The organism is Tepidicaulis marinus, from assembly GCF_000739695.1.
Lineage (GTDB): Bacteria > Pseudomonadota > Alphaproteobacteria > Parvibaculales > Parvibaculaceae > Tepidicaulis > Tepidicaulis marinus.
Genome location: NZ_BBIO01000009.1, coordinates 88,308 through 109,574, shown reverse-complemented (window position 1 = coordinate 109,574; position 21,267 = coordinate 88,308). Strand labels below are relative to the sequence as shown.

General features: G+C 60.6%; 19 protein-coding genes and 1 tRNA gene. 5 read left to right on the top strand and 15 right to left on the bottom strand.

The genetic code is table 11. The features are described 5' to 3' along the window. The 3 genes from M2A_RS09845 to M2A_RS09835 all read right to left on the bottom strand — a co-directional run bounded on the left by M2A_RS09845 (position 1) and on the right by M2A_RS09835 (position 3,342). Positions 1–954, bottom strand: a complete 954-nt coding sequence (locus M2A_RS09845; protein ID WP_045446528.1) for a diacylglycerol/lipid kinase family protein — start codon at positions 952–954, stop codon at positions 1–3. Further along, positions 951–2,618: a glycerol-3-phosphate dehydrogenase/oxidase gene (locus M2A_RS09840; protein ID WP_045446525.1), complete on the bottom strand. Its 1,668-nt coding sequence runs from the start codon at positions 2,616–2,618 to the stop codon at positions 951–953. Before M2A_RS09840 ends, M2A_RS09845 begins: the two co-directional genes overlap by 4 nt. A 73-nt stretch (positions 2,619–2,691) precedes the next feature. Next, entirely contained in the window at positions 2,692–3,342 is a 651-nt protein-coding gene (locus M2A_RS09835) for a 2-hydroxychromene-2-carboxylate isomerase (RefSeq protein WP_045446522.1), read from the bottom strand. Between the two features lie 146 nt (positions 3,343–3,488). Between M2A_RS09835 and M2A_RS09830 the strand changes: the two genes are divergently transcribed. Beyond that, positions 3,489–4,397, top strand: coding sequence for an alpha/beta fold hydrolase (locus M2A_RS09830; protein WP_045446518.1), 909 nt, complete (start codon positions 3,489–3,491; stop codon positions 4,395–4,397). A gap of 5 nt (positions 4,398–4,402) precedes the next feature. Next, complete coding sequence (locus M2A_RS09825) at positions 4,403–5,308, top strand: alpha/beta fold hydrolase (protein WP_045446516.1); 906 nt, start codon at positions 4,403–4,405, stop codon at positions 5,306–5,308. Between the two features lie 81 nt (positions 5,309–5,389). Here M2A_RS09825 and M2A_RS09820 read toward each other — a convergent pair whose 3' ends face one another. The 6 genes from M2A_RS09820 to M2A_RS09795 all read right to left on the bottom strand — a co-directional run bounded on the left by M2A_RS09820 (position 5,390) and on the right by M2A_RS09795 (position 11,242). Beyond that, the gene (locus M2A_RS09820) at positions 5,390–6,157 is read right to left on the bottom strand and encodes an SDR family oxidoreductase (RefSeq protein ID WP_045446513.1); all 768 of its coding nucleotides are present in this window, start codon (positions 6,155–6,157) and stop codon (positions 5,390–5,392) included. A 135-nt stretch (positions 6,158–6,292) separates the two neighbouring features. Continuing rightward, positions 6,293–6,745, bottom strand: coding sequence for a GNAT family N-acetyltransferase (locus M2A_RS09815; protein WP_045446511.1), 453 nt, complete (start codon positions 6,743–6,745; stop codon positions 6,293–6,295). Positions 6,746–6,763: 18 nt separating this feature from the next. Beyond that, entirely contained in the window at positions 6,764–7,732 is a 969-nt protein-coding gene (speB, locus tag M2A_RS09810; protein WP_045446508.1) for an agmatinase, read from the bottom strand. 155 nt (positions 7,733–7,887) lie between these two features. Continuing rightward, positions 7,888–9,744, bottom strand: coding sequence for an acyl-CoA dehydrogenase C-terminal domain-containing protein (locus M2A_RS09805; RefSeq protein ID WP_045446505.1), 1,857 nt, complete (start codon positions 9,742–9,744; stop codon positions 7,888–7,890). Positions 9,745–9,920: 176 nt separating this feature from the next. Then, positions 9,921–10,739 (bottom strand): enoyl-CoA hydratase/isomerase family protein, encoded by an 819-nt coding sequence (locus M2A_RS09800; RefSeq protein ID WP_045446502.1) that lies wholly within the window; start codon positions 10,737–10,739, stop codon positions 9,921–9,923. A gap of 122 nt (positions 10,740–10,861) precedes the next feature. Continuing rightward, positions 10,862–11,242, bottom strand: a complete 381-nt coding sequence (locus M2A_RS09795) for a PilZ domain-containing protein (protein WP_045446499.1) — start codon at positions 11,240–11,242, stop codon at positions 10,862–10,864. 95 nt (positions 11,243–11,337) lie between these two features. On the opposite strand from M2A_RS09795, the gene M2A_RS09790 reads away from it, so the two are divergent. After that, positions 11,338–11,751 carry a DUF6165 family protein gene (locus M2A_RS09790; RefSeq protein ID WP_045446496.1) on the top strand — a complete coding sequence of 138 codons (414 nt, stop codon included), beginning with the start codon at positions 11,338–11,340 and terminating at the stop codon, positions 11,749–11,751. Positions 11,752–11,919: 168 nt separating this feature from the next. Here M2A_RS09790 and M2A_RS09785 read toward each other — a convergent pair whose 3' ends face one another. From M2A_RS09785 to M2A_RS09760, 6 genes are all read right to left on the bottom strand, one after another. Further along, on the bottom strand, positions 11,920–12,867 hold the full coding sequence (locus M2A_RS09785) for a glycosyltransferase family 9 protein (RefSeq protein ID WP_045446493.1): 948 nt from the start codon (positions 12,865–12,867) through the stop codon (positions 11,920–11,922). Between the two features lie 11 nt (positions 12,868–12,878). After that, on the bottom strand, positions 12,879–13,910 hold the full coding sequence (locus M2A_RS09780; protein ID WP_045446490.1) for a glycosyltransferase: 1,032 nt from the start codon (positions 13,908–13,910) through the stop codon (positions 12,879–12,881). Further along, positions 13,907–15,160, bottom strand: coding sequence for an O-antigen ligase family protein (locus M2A_RS09775; protein WP_045446487.1), 1,254 nt, complete (start codon positions 15,158–15,160; stop codon positions 13,907–13,909). The genes M2A_RS09780 and M2A_RS09775 overlap by 4 nt, the downstream gene beginning before the upstream one ends. Positions 15,161–15,297: 137 nt before the next feature. Continuing rightward, positions 15,298–17,361 carry a TonB-dependent receptor gene (locus M2A_RS09770; protein WP_052379379.1) on the bottom strand — a complete coding sequence of 688 codons (2,064 nt, stop codon included), beginning with the start codon at positions 17,359–17,361 and terminating at the stop codon, positions 15,298–15,300. 103 nt (positions 17,362–17,464) lie between these two features. Continuing rightward, positions 17,465–18,694, bottom strand: a complete 1,230-nt coding sequence (locus M2A_RS09765; RefSeq protein WP_045446484.1) for a GNAT family N-acetyltransferase — start codon at positions 18,692–18,694, stop codon at positions 17,465–17,467. A 135-nt stretch (positions 18,695–18,829) separates the two neighbouring features. Continuing rightward, positions 18,830–19,777: a hypothetical protein gene (locus M2A_RS09760; protein ID WP_045446481.1), complete on the bottom strand. Its 948-nt coding sequence runs from the start codon at positions 19,775–19,777 to the stop codon at positions 18,830–18,832. A 246-nt stretch (positions 19,778–20,023) separates the two neighbouring features. Between M2A_RS09760 and M2A_RS09755 the strand changes: the two genes are divergently transcribed. Both M2A_RS09755 and M2A_RS09750 read left to right on the top strand, forming a co-directional pair. After that, positions 20,024–21,034: a GGDEF domain-containing protein gene (locus M2A_RS09755; protein WP_052379378.1), complete on the top strand. Its 1,011-nt coding sequence runs from the start codon at positions 20,024–20,026 to the stop codon at positions 21,032–21,034. 98 nt (positions 21,035–21,132) lie between these two features. Continuing rightward, positions 21,133–21,209: transfer RNA gene (locus M2A_RS09750), tRNA-Arg, on the top strand. Positions 21,210–21,267 lie beyond the last annotated feature (58 nt).

Here is a 21,267-nt window from a genome sequence, read left to right as displayed (position 1 = left end):
CTAGCGGAAAAGTTTTAAGGCAGCAGGCATTATTTCAAAACGTGCGGGCAGGCGCCCCGGCGCCTCCCCGTCAATGTCGAGTAGAACGATCTCATTTGCGTCCGCCGGGCGGGCTTCGAGCACTTTGGCCTGAAGGCTCGTCACTTTCGGATTGGCAAGATGCGTGCCCTCGTATAGCGAGCCGGAAGAAGAAAACATGTCTTTGAAAGTCGTATCGCACATCATGACGATGTCGAAGAGCCCGTCATCGGGTTTTGCATGGGGGGCCATCATCATGCCGCCGCCGAAAAAACGGCCATTGGCAACGGCAAGTGTGCTGATATTGCGCACTTCATCAAAACCGCTATCCGTCGTCACGCGCACCGCTTGCGGGCGGTAAGTCAGAACGGTTTTCAGCGTGCCCCAGAAAAAGGCGAACTTGCCGCCCAGGAGTTTCGATATTCCGGCTTTGTTGACCGCACGGTCGACGGCGCCGGAAAGACCGAAGCTTGCGATATTGTCGAAATAGCGCGCCGTCTCGCGCCCATCTTCGGCAATGAAGGTCAGCCTGCCGATATCGATGGGGGAGGCTTCGGCCTGTCCCAGCTTCTCGATGGCCTCATCAAGCGTGCCGTCATAGCCGAATGTCTTGCGGAAATCCCCGCCCGTGCCGGTGTTCAGAAAAGCGAAAGCGGCCTCGGGGTTGATCGGTTTGCCGCCTTCGAAAAACCCGTTCACGACTTCATTGATTGTGCCGTCCCCGCCCACGGCGATGACAAGATCCGCGCCGTCTTTCAGCGCTTTGGCGGTGGGGCCGGCGGCGGGCAGGTGATGCGGTGTTGCCGCGCCTTCGGTCATGTAGGCGGTAAGGGGTCCCAGCGCGCGGGTCAGCTTCTTTTCGATCGCCGGCCAGGCCCGGCCCGTTTTGCCGCCGCCCGAATAAGGATTGACGATAGCTGCGATTTTGCGCGTCATGCGGTGCCGCTCGGTTTCGTGCTGAAATAACGGGAAAGGCGGGCGATTTCCTGCTCGCGCCGGGCGCCGTCCCAGCCAAGTTCTTCGGCCATGAGACCCGCGGCCTTGCCGATCAATTGCGGGCTGGGGCGGCCCAGCGTGCCGATGCCGGAGCGGCGCATCAGCGCGTCATCGAGATGAAGCGCCATTTCATTGCGCACGGCGTTGACGATTTGCGCGCCGATATCGGGGCTTTGATCGTCCAGCCTCTCCTCAAGCTTCGGCTCGGTTCCCGCAATCTCTAGAATGTCGTCCATGCGCGCGCCGTGAAAATGGCCAAGATTGTCGATGATATCCGGCGCATAGCGCTGATGGCGCTGCTTTGCTTCATCGAGGAAGGGGCGGAAGCGCTTGATGGCGCCGCCATAAAGGGGGGTGCTTTCTGTGGCGCAAGGCTTCAATTTGCGCCCCAGTTTTTTCGCCGCCTTGTCGACGACTTCTTCGGCGAGATTGCGCGAGGTCGTCCATTTGCCGCCCAGCGCCGAGAGGAGCCCGTCAATGCCGTGCTTTTCGCCATGGTCGAAGACTTCCGCCTCGCGGCTCGCATTATAAGAATCCTTCGTGCCTTCTTCCGGCGTCTCGTCGATGAGCGGGCGCAGGCCTACATAAAAATGCTGCACGTCTCCGCGCGTGAGACCGAGGCCCGGCAAGCCGTCATTCACGACGAGGAGGAATTTTTCGATGTCTTCTTCCGTCACGCCCATTGCATCGGGCTCATGAGAAAAGACCGTATCCGTCGTGCCGATGATCGTGTGGCCGCGCCAGGGAATGACGAAGAAGTGCCCGCCGATTTCGGATTTGACCGCCAGCGCCGTTTCGCCGGAAAGCTGGCGCGTGATGAGGTGAATGCCTTTGGAGCGGATGAGCTGGCGGGGCGGATTTTCCTCGGCAAGTCCCATCAGCTTGTCGGCCCAGGGCCCGCTTGCATTGACGGTGAGCGCGCCGCGGATTTCATGTTCCTTGCCGTTTTCCCGGTCTTTGACGCGCACGCCCTCGATGCGCTTGCCATTGCCGCCCGGCCTTTCCAGAAAGCCCGTCACTTCGGCATAGTTTGCTGCATCGGCGCCCTGTTCGGCTGCCCCTAGAATGAATTCAAGGCAGAGCCGTTCGGGTGCGAACATCTGGCAGTCGTAATAAATCTTGCCGCCGGTCAACCCTTCTTTCTTAAGGCTCGGCATGATCTCCAGTGCTTCTTCGCGCGAGACGGTTTTATAGCCCGGCAGTTTTTTGTCCGGATCGTCCAGCCGGTTGCGGTCATAAGAGAGGAGATCGTAGAAGGTGAGACCCACCGACATGATGAGCTTGCCGCTCATGCCCTGGCCGTAAGTCGGAAGCAGGAAGGGCAGGGGGAAGACCATATGCGGGGCGATCATTTCCCAGATGCGCCGCTCGCGCAGGCTCTCACGCACCAGCGCAAGCTCGCCGTTCTGCAAATAGCGCAGGCCCCCGTGAATGAGTTTGGAGGAGCCGGAAGTCGTGCCGTGGGCGAAGTCTTCCTTTTCCAGAAGGGCGACTTTCAGCCCCCGGAGCGCTGCGTCCCAGGCGATGGAGGCGCCCGATATTCCCCCGCCCACGATCACCAGGTCGTAGGCGGTTCTGCTCATGGCCTCCAAATCGCGTTTCATCTATCCCTCTGTCTGATGCGTATCGAAGGCGGGAGAATGCCGCTCCCCCCGCCTCCTTTCAAGGGTGCTGCGTTCAGCTGCGCTTCTTTAGGCCTTTTTGTTCCATGCGCCAGATGAGGTGGGAGATGCGGTCCTGGCCGAAAAAAGGCTCGCCCTCGAAGACCATGAGCGGGACGCCCCAGTGGCCACCCGCTTTCTGGGCGGCTTCATTCTCGGCAATGGTTTTTTCGTAGTGATCCGGGTCTTTTTCGATCAAGGCATCGAGCTCGGCAAGATCGAGCCCGGCGCGGGCGGCAGCTTCCTGGAGGTGCGTGCCCTCGTTCCAGCCTTTGACGCCGCCGAAAATGATCCGGCTCACCTCATAAAGGAAAGGCATGCCCTTGCCTTTTTCCGCCGCCGCCACGCCAAGGCGCGTGAGGCGGGAAATATAGGGCTGTTCCTCGGGCACTTCGCCCGACTTGATGTCCATGACGATGGGGTCCGGGCTCGGCCAGGCGTAAGGCAGGCCCTCCATCTCGGCGATGCGCACCGTGTCTTTCAGGAGATAGGGCGGCCAGAGCGGGTTCACCTGCTTGAAAAAGCCCTTGATGCGCACGGCAATGGGATAGACCGGGCGGACATTGATTTTGACGTCGTATTCTTCTTGAAGGGCGGCAAGGCGGGGGGTCGCCAGATAGGAATAGGGGGAGCGGAATGACCAGAAAAGGTCGAATTCGAGCGTCATTTGAGGGCCTCCCAGCCGGTTTTTGCGGTTTATTGAGGTTCAGATTCCCTGTTTTGGCGCATGGGCACAAGCCCTGCTAAGCTTCCATAAGAAAAATTGATGCCGGCCCGGGATAAGGGCCGCACTAGCAAAACAGGGAGAAAGAGATGGCGCAGGTCAAGGCGAACGGGATCGATATCGAGGTGGAGCGCTTCGGGCCGGAGGAGCGCGACTGCGTGCTGCTCATCATGGGGGTCGGCGCGCAAATGACACTCTGGCCGGCGGAGCTTTGTGAGGAGCTGGTGGCGCGCGGCTATCATGTTGTGCGGTTCGACAACCGCGATGTCGGCCTTTCCCATAAGTTCGACGATAAGGGCGTGCCGGACATGACGGCACTCATCACCGCGCTGATGAGCGGGGCAACGCCGGATGCGCCTTATGCGCTCGATGATATGGCGGCGGATGCCGTGGGCGTGCTCGATGCGCTTGGCATTAAGAAGGCGCATATCGTGGGCGCTTCCATGGGCGGCATGATCGCGCAGCTCGTTGCCGCGCTTTACCCCGAGCGCACGCTCAGCCTTACCTCCATCATGTCGACGACGGGCAATCCGGAACTGCCGCAGGCAAAGCCCGAAGCCATGGCCGCGCTCACGGCGCCTGCCGCGGACCCGAGCGATCTTGAAGCGGTGGTGCAGCGGGGCATGCATACCTGGAAGACGATCGGCAGCCCGGCCTTTCCGACCTCCGATGAGCAATTGCGCGAATGGATCCTGCGGGACTTTCACCGCTCTTTCTATCCGGACGGCATGGTGCGGCAGATGGCGGCGATTCTTTCAAATGGCGACAGGCGCGCGCGGCTCGCCGGCGTTACGGCGCCGACCGTCGTTCTGCACGGGGAAGATGATCCGCTCGTTCCGCTCGAAGGCGGCAAGGACACGGCAGCGTCCATCAAGGGCGCCGAGCTTGTGACGGTCAAAGGCATGGGCCACGATTTCCCGCTCTCGCTGGTCGGCACATTTGCCGATGCGATCGAGAAAGCCGCCCGCCGGGCAGGCCAGGCGCAGGCAGCGGAGTAAGGCAGATGCAGATCACAGCCAACGGCATTGCCATCGAGGTGGAAGAGATGGGCCCGAAGGACGGGCCCGCCCTACTTCTCGTCAACGGGTACACGTCCCAGCTCATCAACTGGCCGCGCCCGCTTCTCGACGGGCTGGTGGCGGAAGGGTTCCGCGTCATCCGTTATGACAACCGCGATGTCGGCCTTTCGCAGAAATTCGAGGCAGGCGGCCAGCCCGATATCAAGGAGGCTTTTAAAGCCGGGCGCGGCGAGGGGCCGATGCCGGCGCTGCCTTACACGCTTTCGGACATGGCAGCGGACGGGATCGGCGTGCTCGATGCGCTGGGCATCGAGAAAGCGCATGTGGCCGGCGTTTCCATGGGCGGCATGATCGTGCAGCTTATGGCCATCGAACATGGCGAGCGGCTTTATTCCATGACCTCCATCATGTCCTCGACCGGCAATCCCGCCTTGCCGCCGGCAACGGAAGAAGCGCAAAAGGCGCTGAATGAGAAAGCGGCAAGCTCGGCGCGGGCCGACGTCATCGCCACTTCCATCAAAGGGCGGCGGGCGTATGAAAGCCCGGCCTACCGCAAAAGCGATGCGGAATATGAAGTGCTGATCGGCGAGGCCTATGACCGGATGTATTATCCGGAAGGTTATGCCCGCCAATATGCCGCCATTCTGGCCGATGGCAGCCGGGTGGAGCGGCTGAAAAATGTGCGCGTGCCCGCGCTTGTCATTCATGGGCGGGACGACAATCTCGTGCGGGTGGAAGGCGGCATCGACACCGCCAAGCATATTCCAGGCGCCGCGCTGGAGCTCATCGACGGCATGGGGCACGATCTGCCCGAAGCGCTTTGCCCGCGTTTCGTCGAGCTTATTGCGGGTCACGCCAAACGTGCGCTGTCCGCCAAGGCGGCGGAATGAATTAGGTACTGGCCTTCTGCAAATGAAAAAAGCCCCGGCAGTGCTGCCGGGGCTTTCTCTTTTGGTAAAGGCCTTGAAGGCTCAGACTTCCGCCGAACCGCCATCGCAGGGGATGCAGGCGCCTGTTGTGTAGGCGGAAGCGCGGGAGGCAAGGAAGATTGCAACGCCTGCAATATCTTCCGGCTCGCCGATGCGCCCGCGCGGGTTCGATTTTTTGATTTCCTCGCCCATTTCCGCCAGCGTTGCCGCCATCATGTTGGAGGGGAAGGGGCCGGGCGCGATGGCATTGACGAGAATGTTTTCGCGCGCCAGACGGCCGGCGAGGTGCCGGGTCAGCATGATCATGCCGGCTTTCGAAGAAGAATAGGCATAGGTTTCCAGGACCGGCGGCACAATGCCGTTGACCGAGGCGGTGTTGATGACACGGGCCGGGTTTTCATAGGTCGCAGCCTTGCGCAAGAGCGGCAGCAATTTCTGGATGAGGAAGAAGGGGCCTTTAAGGTTGATGTCGAAGACCTTGTCCCAACCTTTTTCCGGATATTGGTCGAGCGGCTCACCCCAGGCGGCGCCGGCATTGTTGACGAGGATGTCCAGCTTCTCCTCGCGCGCGGCGATTTCCTTGGCGAAGCCTTCCACCCCTTCCATGGTGCCGAGATCATAAGGCAGCGAGATGCAGGTGCCTTTTTCCGACAGGCGCTCGGCGGTGGCGTTACAAGCGTCGGCCTTGCGCGCGGTGATATAGACCTTGGCGCCGTTTTCCACGAAGCCCGTGGCGATCATTTCGCCGATCCCGCGCGAGCCGCCCGTGACGACCGCGACCTTGCCTTTGATATCGAAGAGATTCTTCATGCTTTCCCCTTAAGTCCTTGACGCCGCAGGCGTCATTTCAGTTTTGATGGGGCGGACCCTAGCATGGGGAAAAGGGGGCCGGAAGGGCGGAATCACCCGCAAATCCGGCCCACACCTTTGCGGATTTGAACCGGCTCAAGGAGCGGGCGTTTTGGAGAGAAGGTAGCTTTCGTGATCCTCATAGCCGAGGCGCTCGTAAAGTGCGCGGGCGCGGGGATTGTGATGGGTCACTTCCAGATACATGCGCCTGAGGCCGCGGCGCAGGCATTCTTCCTCGACGAAATGCAGCGCCCTGGTGCCGAAGCCTTTGCCGCGCCGCTCCGGCGTCACATAGATCTCGTCGATAAAGGCATCGAAGCCGCCATAAAGAATGGAAAAGCCGAGCGTGATGACGACATAGCCCGCCGTTTCTCCATCCTCGCGCATGATCCAGCCGAGCGCGAACTCGTTTCCCGCGCAAAGCTCATCCAGCGCCCGCCCATGCAGCGCCTCGTCATACTCATGCCCGTCATCGATGTAATAGGCGCGTACCAACTCTTCCAGCACTGCGCGGTCCGAAGAGCGGAGGGGGTCGAATGTCAGCGGCATGGAGTGCTCTGTTGCTGGTTATTTGTGCTTCGCCGCATAGAGCGCCAGCATCTGGTAAGCGATGGTAGCGGCTGCCAGCGAGGTGATTTCACTCACATCGTAAATGGGGGCAACTTCCACCACATCCATGCCGATAATGTTCACGCCTTCGAGCGCGCGCAGCACGTCGAGCACCTGCCGTGTCGTCGGCCCGCCCGCGCAAGGCGTGCCGGTGCCCGGCGCATAGACGGGATCAAGACAGTCGATATCGAAGGTGAGGTAAGCGGGATGATCGCCCACTTTTTCCTTCACCGCCTTGGCGATGGCATCCGGCTCCATGCGGCAGAACTCGGGCGCGCGGATCATGTTGAAGCCGTGGGTCTTTGAATTATGGGTGCGCAGGCCGAGCTGGATGGAGCGTTCGGGCACGATGAGGCCTTGCTCCTTGGCGTGGTAGAACATGGTGCCGTGGTCGATCCGCCCTTCCTCGTCCTCCCAGGTGTCGGAATGGGCATCGAAATGGATGAGCGACAGGGGCCCGTATTTCGCTGCATGGGCGCGGATCAGGGGATAGGTGATGAAATGGTCCCCGCCCAGGGTCAGCATGGCCGTGTCTTCGGCCAGGATGGCGCGGGCATGTTCTTCCATCTTTTCCAGCCAGCTTTCCGGGCGGCCCGGATCGAAGACGCAGTCGCCCGCATCGACAACGGCGAGCCTGTCCAGCGGGTTGAAATCCCAGCCTTGCGGCCAGTCCCAGGCAAGATTGGTGGAGGCGGCGCGGATGCCGCGCGGCCCGAAGCGCGCGCCGGAGCGGCCCGTCGTTGCAAGGTCGAAGGGAATGCCCGTTACGGCAATGTCGGCGCCGGTAAGATCGCGGGTATAGCGGGTGCGCAGGAAAGAAAGCGCGCCGGAATAAGTCGGCTCATAGGACGCGCCGTAGGGACGCTCGCGCATGAAGGCGGCATCGCCCTTTTCCTGGCCGACTTGCGAGGCGTCGTAATCGCTCATTCCAAAGCTCCTTTACGGAACGGGCGGGCCCGTCCGTTTCCTTGTCCTTAAGCTCATTTTATCCGTCTTCCGGGCGGCCCGGTCAAATGGCATATGGAAATGAAAAAACCCCGGCGCAAAGGCCGGGGTTTGATCTTCGCAAGGTGGAAGCGGATTTAAGCGACGAAAGCGTCTTCGTCCAGTTCCATCAGCGTGTCGGCGCCCATCTGCAGGCGTTCGAGATAAGCAGCTGTGTTCGGCACTTCCCGTTCCAGCCAGTATTTGGCGAGCACCAGTTTGCGCTTGTAGAACTCGGCATTGCCCTCGCCGGCTTCGAGTTTTTCCTGCGCGAGCTTGGCCATCTGCGCCCACATCCAGCCCAGCGTCACGACGCCGAAAATGTTCAGCATTTCATAGGAAGCCGACCCGGCATTGTCGTAATTCTTCGGGGCGTTTTCCATCAACCACGTGGCGCCTTTGGTCATGCGCTCATAGCCGGTTTTCAGCGGCTCGATGAAGGGCTTCATTTTGTCGTTGCCCTCGTTTTCCTTGATGAAGGCTTCGATCTTGCCGAAATAGGTCATCAGCGCGCGGCCGCCCTTCATGCTCATCTTGCGGGCCACGAGGTCGAGGGCCTGAATGCCGTTCGCCCCTTCATAGACCTGATTGATGCGGGCATCGCGCACGAACTGTTCCATGCCATGGTCGCGCACATAGCCGTGCCCGCCGAAGACCTGCATGGAATTGTTCGCCGCTTCAAAGCCCTTGTCGGTGAAGTAGGCTTTGATGACCGGGGTAAGAAGCTGGGCCAGATCGGAAGCTTCTTCACGCTCTTTTTCATCCGGGCTGTGCTGCTGCACGCTGAAAAGCATGGAAACCCACATGGCCAGCGCGCGGGCGCCTTCCACGAAGGAACGCGAGGAAAGGAGCAGGCGGCGCACATCGGGGAAAACGATGATGGGATCGGCGCTTGCATCCGGGTTCTTGGCGCCGGTAAGCGCGCGGCCCGCCGTGCGTTCCAGTGCATAAGCGGCGCCGTTTTGCACGGCCACTTCGCCCACTGCGATGCCCTGAATGCCGACGCCCATGCGCGCGCCGTTCATCATGCCGAACATGCCGGCCATGCCGGCCGATTTCGACTTTTTCTTCTCGCCGCCTTCAGCGGATTTCTTCTGCGGCGCGCCGCCCAGCTTATAGGCCACGGCATCGTCGAAATTCATCACGCATGTAGCCGAGCCTTTGATGCCCATCTTCTTTTCGATGGAGCCGACGCTCACGCCGTTGCGCTTCGTCATTTCGCCGGTTTCGGGGTCGACGATGAATTTCGGCACCATGAAGAAATTCACGGTGGAAAGATCGTTATGCAGCTTGCCCTCTTCATCCGGGATCTTGGCGATGACCATGTGGATGATGTTGTCGGTCATGTCATGATCGCCGCCGGAGATGAAGATCTTCGTGCCGTTCATCTTGTAGGTGCCGTCTTCCTGCAGCTCGGCTTTCGTCTTCATGAGCTTCAGGTCGGTGCCACAATGGGGCTCGGTCAGGCACATGGTGCCGCACCATTCGCCCGACACCATTTTCGGTACGATGTGTTCTTTCATCCAGGGCTCGCCCGTGGCGGCAAGCGCGGAATAAGCCGCGTTCGTCAGGCCCGGATACATGGTGAAGGCCTGGTTGGCCGAAGAGCCGATTTCCGAAAAGGCAAAGGTGATGACGGAGGGAAGGCCGGCGCCGCCGAACTCTTCCGGCGCGCCGAGGCGGTTCCAGCCGGCTTCGCAATATTGCTGGAAAGCTTCCTTGAAGCCTTTCGGGGTGCGGACCACGCCGTTTTCCAGCACGCAGCCTTCCTCGTCGCCGACCTGATTGAGCGGCTGGAGCACTTCTTCGCAGAATTTCGCGCCGCCTTCCAAAATGGCCGTCGTCATATCGGGGGTCAGGTCTTCAAACCCCGGCAGATCGGTGCGTTTGTCGATCTGAAGAAACTCGTGGAACAGGAATTTGAAATCCTCAACCGGTGCCTTGTAAGTCGGCATGGCAACCCTCTATTTTCAAAGTTGTCAGTAAAACGCGCGGAGTGTACCGAAAACGGCCCGCGAGTCGAGCCCCAAAACCGCCGGAACCGGGTCAAATCCGGCTGATCCGGGCACACTTTCCCGGAAATCTGCCTTGCCGCCCTTGCGTTAATGGGCGCCCACTCTACCCCCGCCGCTCAGCTATTGGTATAGGCCGGGGCACGTTTTTCCAGAAAGGCGCTCACCCCTTCCTTGAAATCGCGGGTCTGGGCGCAAAGGATTTGGTTGCGGTCTTCCATGGCAATGGCCGCCTCCAGCGAGCCTGCATCGATGCTCATGTTGAGGCATTCCTTGGTGAGACGCAGGCCGAGCGGGGAGGTGGTGAGCATCTCCTCGATATAGGGACGCGCGGCCTCCACCAGCTTGTCATCGGGTACGATTTCGCTGACAAGGCCCGTTGCAAGCGCGCGCTCGGCATGGATGAAGCGGCCCGTCATCATCAGTTCGGAGGCAACGGAGACGCCGACGAGGCGGGGCAGGAAATAGCTCACCCCGATATCGCAGGCCGAAAGGCCGATGCGGATGAAGGCAGCGTTCATTTTCGCGCTTTCGCCTGCAATGCGGATGTCGGAGGCAAGCGCCATGGCAAAGCCGCCGCCGCAGGCCGGCCCATGGATGAGTGAGATGATGGCTTGCGGGCAGCGGCGCATGCGCATGACGATTTCGGAAATCCGGCGCTGGCTGACAAGGCCCGGTTGGGGGGAAGCCGAGGCGCTTTCCACCCCGCTATCGGCGCGGTTCGGCCGTTCTTTGAGGTCGAGCCCGGCACAATAGGCGCGGCCCGCCCCTTTCAGCACCACGGCGCGCACGTCATGGTTCATGTAAACCGCGCCGAAATAATCCAGAAGATCGTCGACCATTTGCGTGTCGAGCGCGTTCAGCTGATCCGGGCGGTTGAAGGTGACCCAGTCGACGCTGCCTTCTTTTTCGATTTTCAGAGTGCTGTAGCTTGCCATGACGTTTCCCTCTTTTTGAATGATGGTGTTGAGGGAAGTTTAGGCGGCATGCCTCTATCTGTCAGGCTTTGCGGGTGGCCTAGCGCTTTGACGCAGCGTCGCTGCGGTGGCTTGGGAAGTCCTTAAGGCCGCCCGGCAGGCTCGCCCGCATGGGCTGCCTCATCGAGTTCGCGCAGGAACGCCGGGTCGAGATCGAGCCAGCGAAAGGCGAGCTGCCCGTCCGGCATGCGCCGTACGAGATCGGCATAAAAGGGTGTGCGCTTTGTTGCGGCGGCCCAGCCGGCTTCTCCTTTGACGATGGTGCCGACCCGCAGGTCGAGCCCTTCGGCTTCGAGCGCCACGCCACCCGCCGACCAGTCTTTGGCGGTTGCCGTGAAACCGCGAATTTGCACTTCGAGCCAGGGAAAGGAGGTGCGCCGGTAGCGCCGGTTCTCCACGATCGCCACGGAGCGCTCGGCCTTCTGCTTCGTGCGGGCAAACCATCTGGCGGGAAATGACGGCATCGGGATGTCGTGTCCTTTTGGGGCTGAAAAGCCCGTCAGTGTCCGTTATAACCGGCGGGCATACTAACAGTTGCTGATCGGGAAGGGCAGTTACCATGGCGCAAGGCAGTTCAGAGGCCAAACCCATTTTCATCGAAGTCGGAGCGGGTGAGCTGATCGACAAAATCACGATCCTGCGCATCAAGTCCGAACGGATGAGCGATGAGGCCAAGCTGAAGAATGTGCGCCACGAGCTCGACGTCCTTTCCAAAGCCCGCTCGGAAAATCTGGACGATACGCAAGAGCTGCGCAAGCTCGAGGCCGAACTGAAAAAGATCAACGAAGCGCTTTGGGTGATCGAGGACGACATTCGCGAGTGCGAAGCGCGCAAGGATTTCGGTGACACTTTCATCGAGCTTGCCCGCGCCGTTTATAAAACGAACGACAAACGCGCCGCGGTGAAGAAGGACATCAACCTTCTGACCGGCGCTTCCATCGTCGAAGAAAAATCCTATACGGAATTCGAGTAAGGGCGCTGCATTGGCCTCGTGCATAGTGCTGAAGGCGGTCCCATATTCCGATTGTCCTTCAGGCACGATTGTCACCCCGGCTTTATGCCGGGGTCCATATGGACGTTTCCACTTTTCGCGAAGTTGCTTGGACCCCGGGCAAGCCCGGGGTGACGGTATTGCAGGAAGTTAGCCCGCTTGCTCCAGCTTCCGCATCACCTGCGTGAAAACCTCCTCCGCCGACAGGTCCGCAAGCTTTTCCGCCTGCAGTGCACCGAAACGCCCGGTGACGATACCGGTGCGCTCGGCACCCAGATGAGAGCCGAAGAGGCCGAAGCCGCGCGCGCCGAGATGGGCGGCAAGGTGTGAGGGGCCGGTATCGTTGCCGATGACGAAAGCAGCGCCCTTTAAAACCCCTGCAAGTTTGAACCAGTCGAGATAATGCTCGCCCGTCAGCATGATCGAGGGGAGTGCCCGGCAAAGTTCCAGCTCGTCCGGCCCCGGCACGGTGACGGTCTGATGGCCTGCAGCGTGCAGGTTTCCGGCGAGCTCGGCATAATACGGCCAGCGCTTTTGCGGGTGCTTGGCCGAGCAGCCGGGAATAAGGACGATATAGCCGGGCCGCACCCCTGCCCGGTCCAGTATGGCGCTCACATCTTCGGCCATCCAGGAGACGTCGGGCGCACCGGCATGGCGCACCTCAAGGCCCGCATCGCGCAATTGGGTGGCAAAACGGGGAAGGCCCTGAATTTGCTTCGGGTCCTCTGTGTAGCGGCGGTGGCTTGCGCCTTTCACCTTTCCCGACCAGGCAACGGGCGGGAAGAGGTGGTTGAAGTAAAAGGCGGTGCGCTCATTGTTCTGAAAGTCGACCACGAAATCGAAAGGCTGCGCGCGCAGCCGGCGGCGCAGCGCCCACATCCGGTCCAGCCGCCAGCGGGGCGGGCGGGCATCGAGAAAAATATCGTCGATCCAGGGGCAGCGCGCGAAAATCTTGTGAAAGGGCGGCGAGGTCATGACGGTGATGCGGGCGGCGGGGTAATTCAGCCGCACATCATGCACCGCCCCTTCTACCTGAATGATGTCGCCGAAGGCGCCATGCTTGATGATCAGAATGTTTTTGGCCTCGGGGCGCTGCATGATCTTTCCGCTTAGCGTGTGCGCACGATGTGTTCGTAAAGATGCCGGTAGGTTTCCACCACGGCCTTTTCGGTGAACTGCGCTTCGAAGCGTTCATAGCCATTGCCGACGATCTCAGCGGCGAGCGTTTTATCGGTGAGTACCTGATTGATCGCCTGTGCCAAGCCTTTGGCATCGTCGATGGGTACGAGCATCCCGTCCTTGCCATGGTTGATCATTTCGGCTGGGCCCGAGCTTGCCGCGGCAACCAGCGGTTTGCGGTGGGCCCAGGCTTCCACCGTCACCGTTCCGTTCGGCTCATAGCGGGAGGGAAAGACGCACATATCGGCGGCATTGAGGAGCGCCGTGCGGTCGTTGCGCCAGCCGAGAAAGCGCACCCGTCCGTCGAGCCCGAGCCGGGTGCATTGCGCTTTAAGCTCGCCTTCGAGCGGCCCGTCGCCGGCAATCCAAAGATAAGCGCCGGGAACGTCCGTCATGGCTTGCAGAAGGACGTCGAGGCCCTTGGCCTGATGCAGGCGGCCAAGTGCGACGAGGAGCGGCGCGTCTTCAGGCGTATTAAGCGCTGAGCGGTCCGCCGGGGCCATATCTTCGACGCGGGAGAAGTTCGGCACATAATGCACCCTGTCTTCCGGCCAGCCGCAATCTTTCAGGTATTTGACGATACCGGGCACGATGCCGATCACATGATCGTGGTGCTTATAATATTTCATGTCGTAATAACCGCCGAAGCGGGCGACCTTGACGAAATCGCCGTTCGGGCAGCGTTCGGCGGCGCGGTTCATCCAGGTCATGACGAGATCGGGTTCCACTTCCCGGATATAGCGGCGCAGGCCAAGGGCGGTCCCGATATCCCATCTGCCGAAGGGAAAGGTCTGAAGCGGCGCGCCAACCGCTTTCAGCGCCTCCTCGCGGTCTTCATGCGCGCGCAGGCCGAAATGCACATCGAAGCCCGCCTTTTTAAGCGCAACGCCCAGTGTCACATAAAAAGTCTCGGCTCCGCCGGCGGGTGAGCCGGCCATGAGCTGCAAGGAACGGATACTCATTCCGCTTCTCCTTCTTGCGCGCTGCCGTTTGTTGCCACCAGCCGGGTCAGCGCGACGGCGCCTGCCATGATGCAGACCCACCAGCTCTGCCAGAGCCCATAGGTGATGCAGAGCACGAAGAAGAAGGCAGCAAAACTTGCGATCATGGCGGGGCGGTGGCGGGCTTTGAAGCTGGCGATCTTCCGTGTCAGCAGCGCCCAGGCGCCCGCGGCAAGGCCCGCGCCGATGAGCCCGAATTCGAGCCAGATCTGCAGGATGCCGTTATGGGGATGGTGGAATTTTGCGCGGGTCAGATAGGCTAAGTCCGTTGACCAGTCGGTGATAAAGCGCGCCGCTTCCACGCCATAGCCGTAAAGCGGCGAGCCCAGAATTTTGTAGCTCACCGCATACCAGATATCGAGCCGTGCACCGACGGAGGCTGCGTCCCAATCGAGGCTTCTATTGGCATCGAGTATGGATAGGCCAACGAAGAGAAACGGCATAGCCAGAATAAGAAGCGCGCCCCCAAAGCTCGTGAGGTGAAGCGCAAATCGCGGGAGCGTAGCGGCAATGCCGTAAGCCACAAGCCAAACCAATACGCCCGCCGCCGTCGACTGGCTGGGCGACAGCGCGAAGATGACGAAAAGCACACCGATATAGAGCCAGGCGGTGCGAGTCAGATTGAAGCCGCGCCAAGCAAGAAAAACCGCGCCCGTCAAAAGCAACATGACGGTGGCCGGTTTATTGGAAGCGTTGAGTTTGATTGCCGCAATCTCGTCTGGGTTAAGGAGGGCATAAATCCCGCCCCGGGTTGCCACATGGAGGGCGAGGAGAAGAAGAGCAATGAGCGTGCCCGTGGTAAGTGCCTTGGCGATCCAGGAGTTGCGTGCCTTATCCGGGCTGGCGATCAGCACCAGCGCGGTGCCGAGCGGAATGAAAAGCGCCAGCTTGGAAAGCCGCTCCAGCGCGAAGTCGGCATTGGGCGCCCAAAGGCTGCTTGCGCCGGTCAGAAGAAGGGCGGCAATGACGAAGAGCCAGCTCGCAGAGCGCAGCGGGCCGAGCTCCCGGTTCTTCCAAAAATGCGCGCCTAGAATGAGGACGGCCATGACCGGGATGAGGGCGCCGGTGCCGCGCGGGGAAAGAAAGGCGAGCCAGGGGCAGAGAAAAGCCAGAAGCGCAAAGCCTGCACCGGCCGGATCGGTTTTCAGAAAGTCGGAAAAAGAGGCAGGTGCGGCTGCTATGGAGCTTTGCTTTTGGGTCGGCGCGGTCATTCTGTCCCCGGGGATGATTATCGGCGCGCCACCATATCACCATCTGCCGGATAAACTAGAGCCGGAGGCGGCCTCAGCATCGCTCAGGCTGCCCCCGGCTCCAGGCCCGGGAGGGCTGGGACGCCCCCGGGGGAGGCTTAGAACCTTAACGTTGCCACCAGGCGCACATCGCGGTCGGGCTGCAGCACATCGTTCTTCTTGAAGGAGGTGTGATTGCGCACGTCGTCATCCAGAAGGTTGCGCCCTTCAAGGGCAAGGTTCAGCTGAAGCGCGCTGTCCGGCAGGTCGAGATTGTAACGGGCATCGGCATTGAGAAGCGTATAGCCCGCCGTTTCCGTTTCCCCGGCGCCCAGATCGTCCTGTTCTTCGGCCCGCAGGAAACCGAGGCGCGTGAAGATCGCATCGGTCTTGTAATAGACTCCCGCACCATAGCGCATGGGCGGGATACGGGGCACGTTACCGCCCGTGTCGAGTTTCGCGCGGACATAATCGGCCTGACCGTCAAAGCCCAAAATGCCGTGGCCGAGCGTGAAGGCGTCCCATTCCGCGCTCAGCTCCAGGCCGGTGAAGCGCGCATCTTCCTGAGAAAAGAGAACTTGATCGAGCTCGCTGCCCGCGCCGAGCGGGGTGCAGCTGGCAAAATCATCATCGCAGGTTTCGCCCGTCAGCCGCTTGAAGATGAAGTCGTCATAATCGGTGTAATAGGCGGCGGTTTCGAAGCGAAAGGGGCCGTCCGTTTTGCGCAGAGAGATTTCCGCCGAATAGGCCCGTTCCTCACCGAGATTGGGATCGCCGATCTCGAAAGTTTCGGTTGCCTCATGCGGGCCTTTGGAGAAAAGCTCCAGCGCATCGGGCGCGCGCTCGACGGCCTGCACCGTGCCGCCCAGAACAAGGCCGCCATCGAGTTTCGCGACAAGCCCGGCCGAGCCGCTTAGCGTGGTGAAGTCGCGGGAGGCAGCGAACTCGGTGTCCGTCGCGGTATCGAGCGCGGTGCCGTCCACTTCCGTTTCCTCGATGCGCCCGCCAAGTTCCAGCGTCAGGTTCGAGGTGAGCGGTGTTTCTTCAAAGAGGAAGAGCGCCGTGCGGCGGGTGGTGCTGGGCGCAATGAGCTCGCCCCCTTCACCGGCTGCCGAAAGGTCGCGGTCATACCATTGCAGTCCGATCGCTCCCTCGAAGGGGCCGACTTTGGGATGAAGCAATTCGGCGCGCAGCTCGGTTTCTTCATTGTTAAAGCGCGAGCCGATGGCGCCGCCGGACACCTCGTCATGGGTGTAATCGGAATAGCTGCCGGAAAGGCGCAGCGTCTCGCCCCAGCCCGTCAGATTGTCGATCTCGCTTTCGGCGGCGTATTTGATCTGCTCCATCTCGATGGTGATGGGGCTTGCCGGATTTTCCGGCGCCGGGATGCCGTATTCGCTGTCGAATTTGGAAACGGACGCACCGAAATAGCCCCAACCCGCAATGTAAGAGGCGCCAACGGCCTGGCCGTTCGATTCCGTTTCGGTAAAACGCTGCTCGCCCTGCGGCGTGTCGTAATCCTGCGTGTGGCGGCTAAAGGCATCGGCATGGACGGCAATGTTTCCGGCCCCGCCATCCAGAAGCAGCGATTCCTGATGGCCGTCATCGACGGAGGAAAGGCGGCCCGAGGCTTCGCCCGTCACGGTTTTTTCCGGCAGGGTTTTGGGGATGCGGTTGTTGAGAATATTGACGGCGCCGCCGATCGCCTCGCTGCCATAGCGCAGTACGGCAGGTCCGCGGATCACCTCGATGCGCTCGGCCGAAAGCGGGTCGATGGGCACGCCGTGGTCTTCGGAAAGGGCGGAGGCGCCGTTAAGGCCGAGCCCGTTTTCCTGAATGCGCACCCGGAAATTATCGAGCCCCCGGATCACCGGGCGGCTCGCGCCCCGCGCAAAGGAAGAAGCGGAAATACCGGGCTCATGCTGCAACAGCTCGCCGAGCGAGGCGTTGTTGCCGCTGAGAATATCGTCCCGGCTGAGCCGTTCCACCGGCAGGGCGAGATCCTCCGGCGCTTTGGCAAGCGGGCTTGCGGTTACGACAATGTCGCGGGCGGCGATCTCTGCCGTTTCCTGGGCGAAAGCGGGTGCGGTGATGGCCTGCGCGCTAAGTGCCAGCAGGCTGGCGCCGGCAAGCAGGGTGGAACGGCGTGCATTTTTGCACGCCAAGCTGATGGGCAGTGGCATGACAGTCCCCTCTTTTTAATGTTATGTTATTACATAACATTCAAGCCGCGGCATGAAAAGGCCTCTTTGAAGAACGCTCGGACGGGCACGAAAAAGGGGGGCTTTAGCCCCGGCGCAGCTGCCCAAGTCTCTTGCGGATGGTCTGGGCGAGAGCCCAGGCGCGCGGGGACTGTTTCAGAAAACGCTTGATGCGCGTGGCAAGGCGCAGCGGTAAAAGCGCCAAAAGGCCCTTCAGGCTGGAAGCTGCCTTGTAGTCAAAAAGCGGGAAATGCAGCTCGCACCAATCGTCCTTATAGGCCTCATCGCCGATGGAAAAATCGAAGGTGTGGATGTTGCCTTCTCTCGTTTCCTTTTCCAGAAGGTCGAGAAGAAAGAGGCTCCCCGGCGAATATTTGCCGCTTTCCGACGTGGTGAAGCCGCCCAGCACATAATAATAATGACCGCGGAAACGGGCGCCCCAATTCGTTGCGGCGATCTCCCCGCCGACGCGCAAATGACTGACATCGATAAGCCCGCTTTGCGCATGGGCTTTTGCCATTTGCCGGTAGAAATCCGTATAGCCCGGTTTTTTCAAGAAGCTCGTAATGCCGCATTCGGCAAAGAAGGCGTTCTTCTGTTCGAACAGCGCATCGAGCGAGGCGTCGATCTCATCGGCGCTTTGCGGTACCTCGTAGGCAAGCTCGCCAAGGCGTCTCAGATTGTTGCGCCGGTTGCGGTCGCGCTTGCGGGTGCTCGAAGACCGTTTGGATTTGTAATAGCTCTCCCAATCTTCCCCGAGCTTCGTCATATGCGTGCCGGCGGGATGAAGATCGAGGCCGAGCGCCATGAAAGGATTGTCCGTGCCTTGGATGTCCGCTGGCTGCTTGCCGAGATCGATGAGGTCATGGGCGGGCAGGGCGGCGCGGATTTCTTTCCAAAGCGCGTTGAAGCTTTGGGGCGCAAGCGCCGCGCGCCAATCCGGCGCAAGAAGCGGGGCGTGATAATCGGCGGTGTCGCCCCCCAGCCAGATGAGCTTTGTGAGCGCGCCTTTTTCATCAAGCGCGAGAGGAAAGAGCATGAGCGGCGCGCCGCGCGGGGTCTCGACGGCAATGATGAGCGGGCGCAGCCCTTCGGCTTTGCCCACGGTCTCCTGAAAGGTCTTCGCCCAAGCATAAGTTTGAAAGACGTGGAGGGCCGCTTCTTTCTCGAAAGCCGTCCAGAAAGGCTCGGCCTCTTCAAGCGATGTGAAAAGCGTCAGACGGGCAGAGGCGGCGGCGGGCGCGCTTGGCGGCGCAGCGGGCCGTGCCGCTGTCCCGTCGCTTTTTACGCCTGTGTCGAATGGGAGCGCGCGCATCCTTCAGGTCCCCTGACTTGCGGTCCTTCTTCTCCAGCAAACTGGCAGCTTTTCCTTTCGGTTTTGCAAAGAAAACCGGGCAAGCGGCCGGAAGAGGGGAAAGGCCCGCAGGTTTTCCTGCAGGCCCTTATCCGGTCAGGCTTGCTGGATGTTCCAGCGCTCTTTCGGCGCCAGATCGACGATCTCGCCGAAACGCGCCTTTTCCAGCTTGAACGAGCATTGCATCGCCCTCTCGCGGGCCTTGGTGAGGCCGAGCTTCTTGATGGCGAGGGCGGCGGCGCATTTGGCATAGGCCATGGGACCGTCATAGGCGGCGGATTTCGGCGTATAGCCCAGATGCCGGCGGGCAAAGCCGTTGGCATAGTAAACGCCGTATTTGCGCCGGGCGGCGGGGGTGAAGAATTCGGTCGTGATCGAGACATTCAGCCCGTCGAAATTATCCACCCGGTGCGGCGCATTGAGCGGCCAGGAGACGACCTGTCCCGGTTCGAGATCGATGGCGAGCGCCTCCTTGTCCCATTCCGGGTCATAGGCGATTTCCTCTTCCGTCTCGCGCATGACGATACCTTCGACGGAAATATCGGGCAGGTGCGTCTTGTTTTCCGCATCATAGACCCAGACGCGCTTGCGCCCGCGCAGGTGCCAGAGCGCGATCATGGGAATATCCATATGGTAGAAAACCCGCGCGCCGGGAGAGGAAATGAGCAGGCTCGATTCGTGTTTGAAGGTCTTGAGGCCCGGATTGGAGGCTTCCAGCTCGCCAAACGCGTCCTGCACCATCTGGTGATACATGGGCGCCACAATGTCGAAGCGGCGCAGGCACAGCCAAAGCTGGCCGTCCTTGATGGCCTGCAGCACTTCCGCGCCGCTTAAGTCGCCCTTGTCGCCATTGCGCCAGACCTGGCGCTCGCCCTGCGGCGTCATGGTGGTGAGCATGTAATATTCGCGCGGATAGGAATCGATCAATTCGGCCAGCGCTTCGTCGGTGAAGAGGCCGCTCTCGCCCATGCGGTGGGGGATGTTAACCAAGTCCGTGCCGAATTTGGCGCCGTCTTTCTGTGCCGTGTCGGTGATCCAAGCCATTTCACACCATCCTTTTATCCCGGGCCGGTGGCCCATTTTGAGAAAAGCCTTTTGTCTTTTCCTGTGAGGGAGCACGTTCCGTGCCAGGAAGGTGCGCGGGATGGGCGCGGGAGGGGCCGGTAAAGTCTTAACTTCGCGTTAAGCATGGATCTCAAATCTGAGTGAACACTTATACATTTTTTCAAGCTCTCTGCCCGACACTAGACCATAGGTTGAGTGGAGCGGTTGGAACCCATGTCTTGTCCCTTGCCGAAGAATGAAATCGAGCGTCAAAGCGCCGTGGAGCGCTATGACATTTTCGATGACATTCAGGATGAAAATTTCGACCGGATCACGCGTCTGGCCGCTGCGGTTTTCCAGATGCCGATCGCCCTTGTCTCGATCATCGACCGGGACCGGCAATGGTGGAAATCCCGTGTCGGCATTTGCGATATGGAAGGTAAGCGCGAGCATGCGTTCTGTGCGCATGCGATTATGGGCGAGGACGTTTTCGTCGTGGAAGATGCCCATACCGATGAGCGCTTCACCGACAACCCGCTCGTCACCGGTAATCCCAATATCCGCTTTTATGCCGGCGCGCCGCTCATCACCGAAGACGGCTTTGTGCTCGGCACGCTTTGCGTTATCGACACGAGGCCGCGCGATTTCTCTCAGGCCGACAGGCTCTTGCTCAAGGATCTGGCGCATGCGGTGATGACGGAAATCGCGCTGAAGGAAAAAGAAGCCCAGGCCAAAGCCTTCGAGGCGCTGAGCGTGCGCGATGCGCTGACCGGCGCGCTCAACCGGCGCGGTTATGACAAGGAAGTGCCCGAGACGATCGGCCGGGCAGTGCTCACCGGCGCGCCCATGCATATGGCGGTCATCGATATCGATCATTTCAAAACGATCAACGACCGCTACGGCCATGTGGCGGGCGATCTGGTGCTCAAAGCCATGGCGGATCTTTGCATGACAAGCATCCGCGGTGAGGACCGTTTCTACCGGCTGGGCGGGGAAGAATTCGCCATCGTCATGCCGGGTGTCGATATAGACGGCGCGCTTTTGGTGCTGAACCGGCTCATGGCGCAGATCCGCCGGCAGCAGGTGGTGCTGCCCGATGAGGTGCTTACCTACCGGGTGAGCATGGGCCTGACGGGCCTCAAACCCAACGACAATCTCGCTGCCATGTATAAGCGCGCCGACCAGGCGCTTTATGAAGCCAAAGGCTCCGGCCGCGACAAGATCGTGATCTGCGAAAAGCAGCACAAGGTCGCCTGACGCCCGTTAGGCGCGCGTTTCTGCGGGGTTTTGAGGGCTACCTTCCCGATTTTCTCTCTGCTATAGCTGTCTTCGCCCGCGCTGCGGGCGGAGAACAGGGTCCCGTAGCTCAGTAGGATAGAGCATCAGATTCCTAATCTGAGGGTCGCAGGTTCGAATCCTGCCGGGATCACCATTTTCTCTTTAATAGGGCAGTATCGGGCGTGAATAAAAAAAGCGCGGGGGAAAGCCTC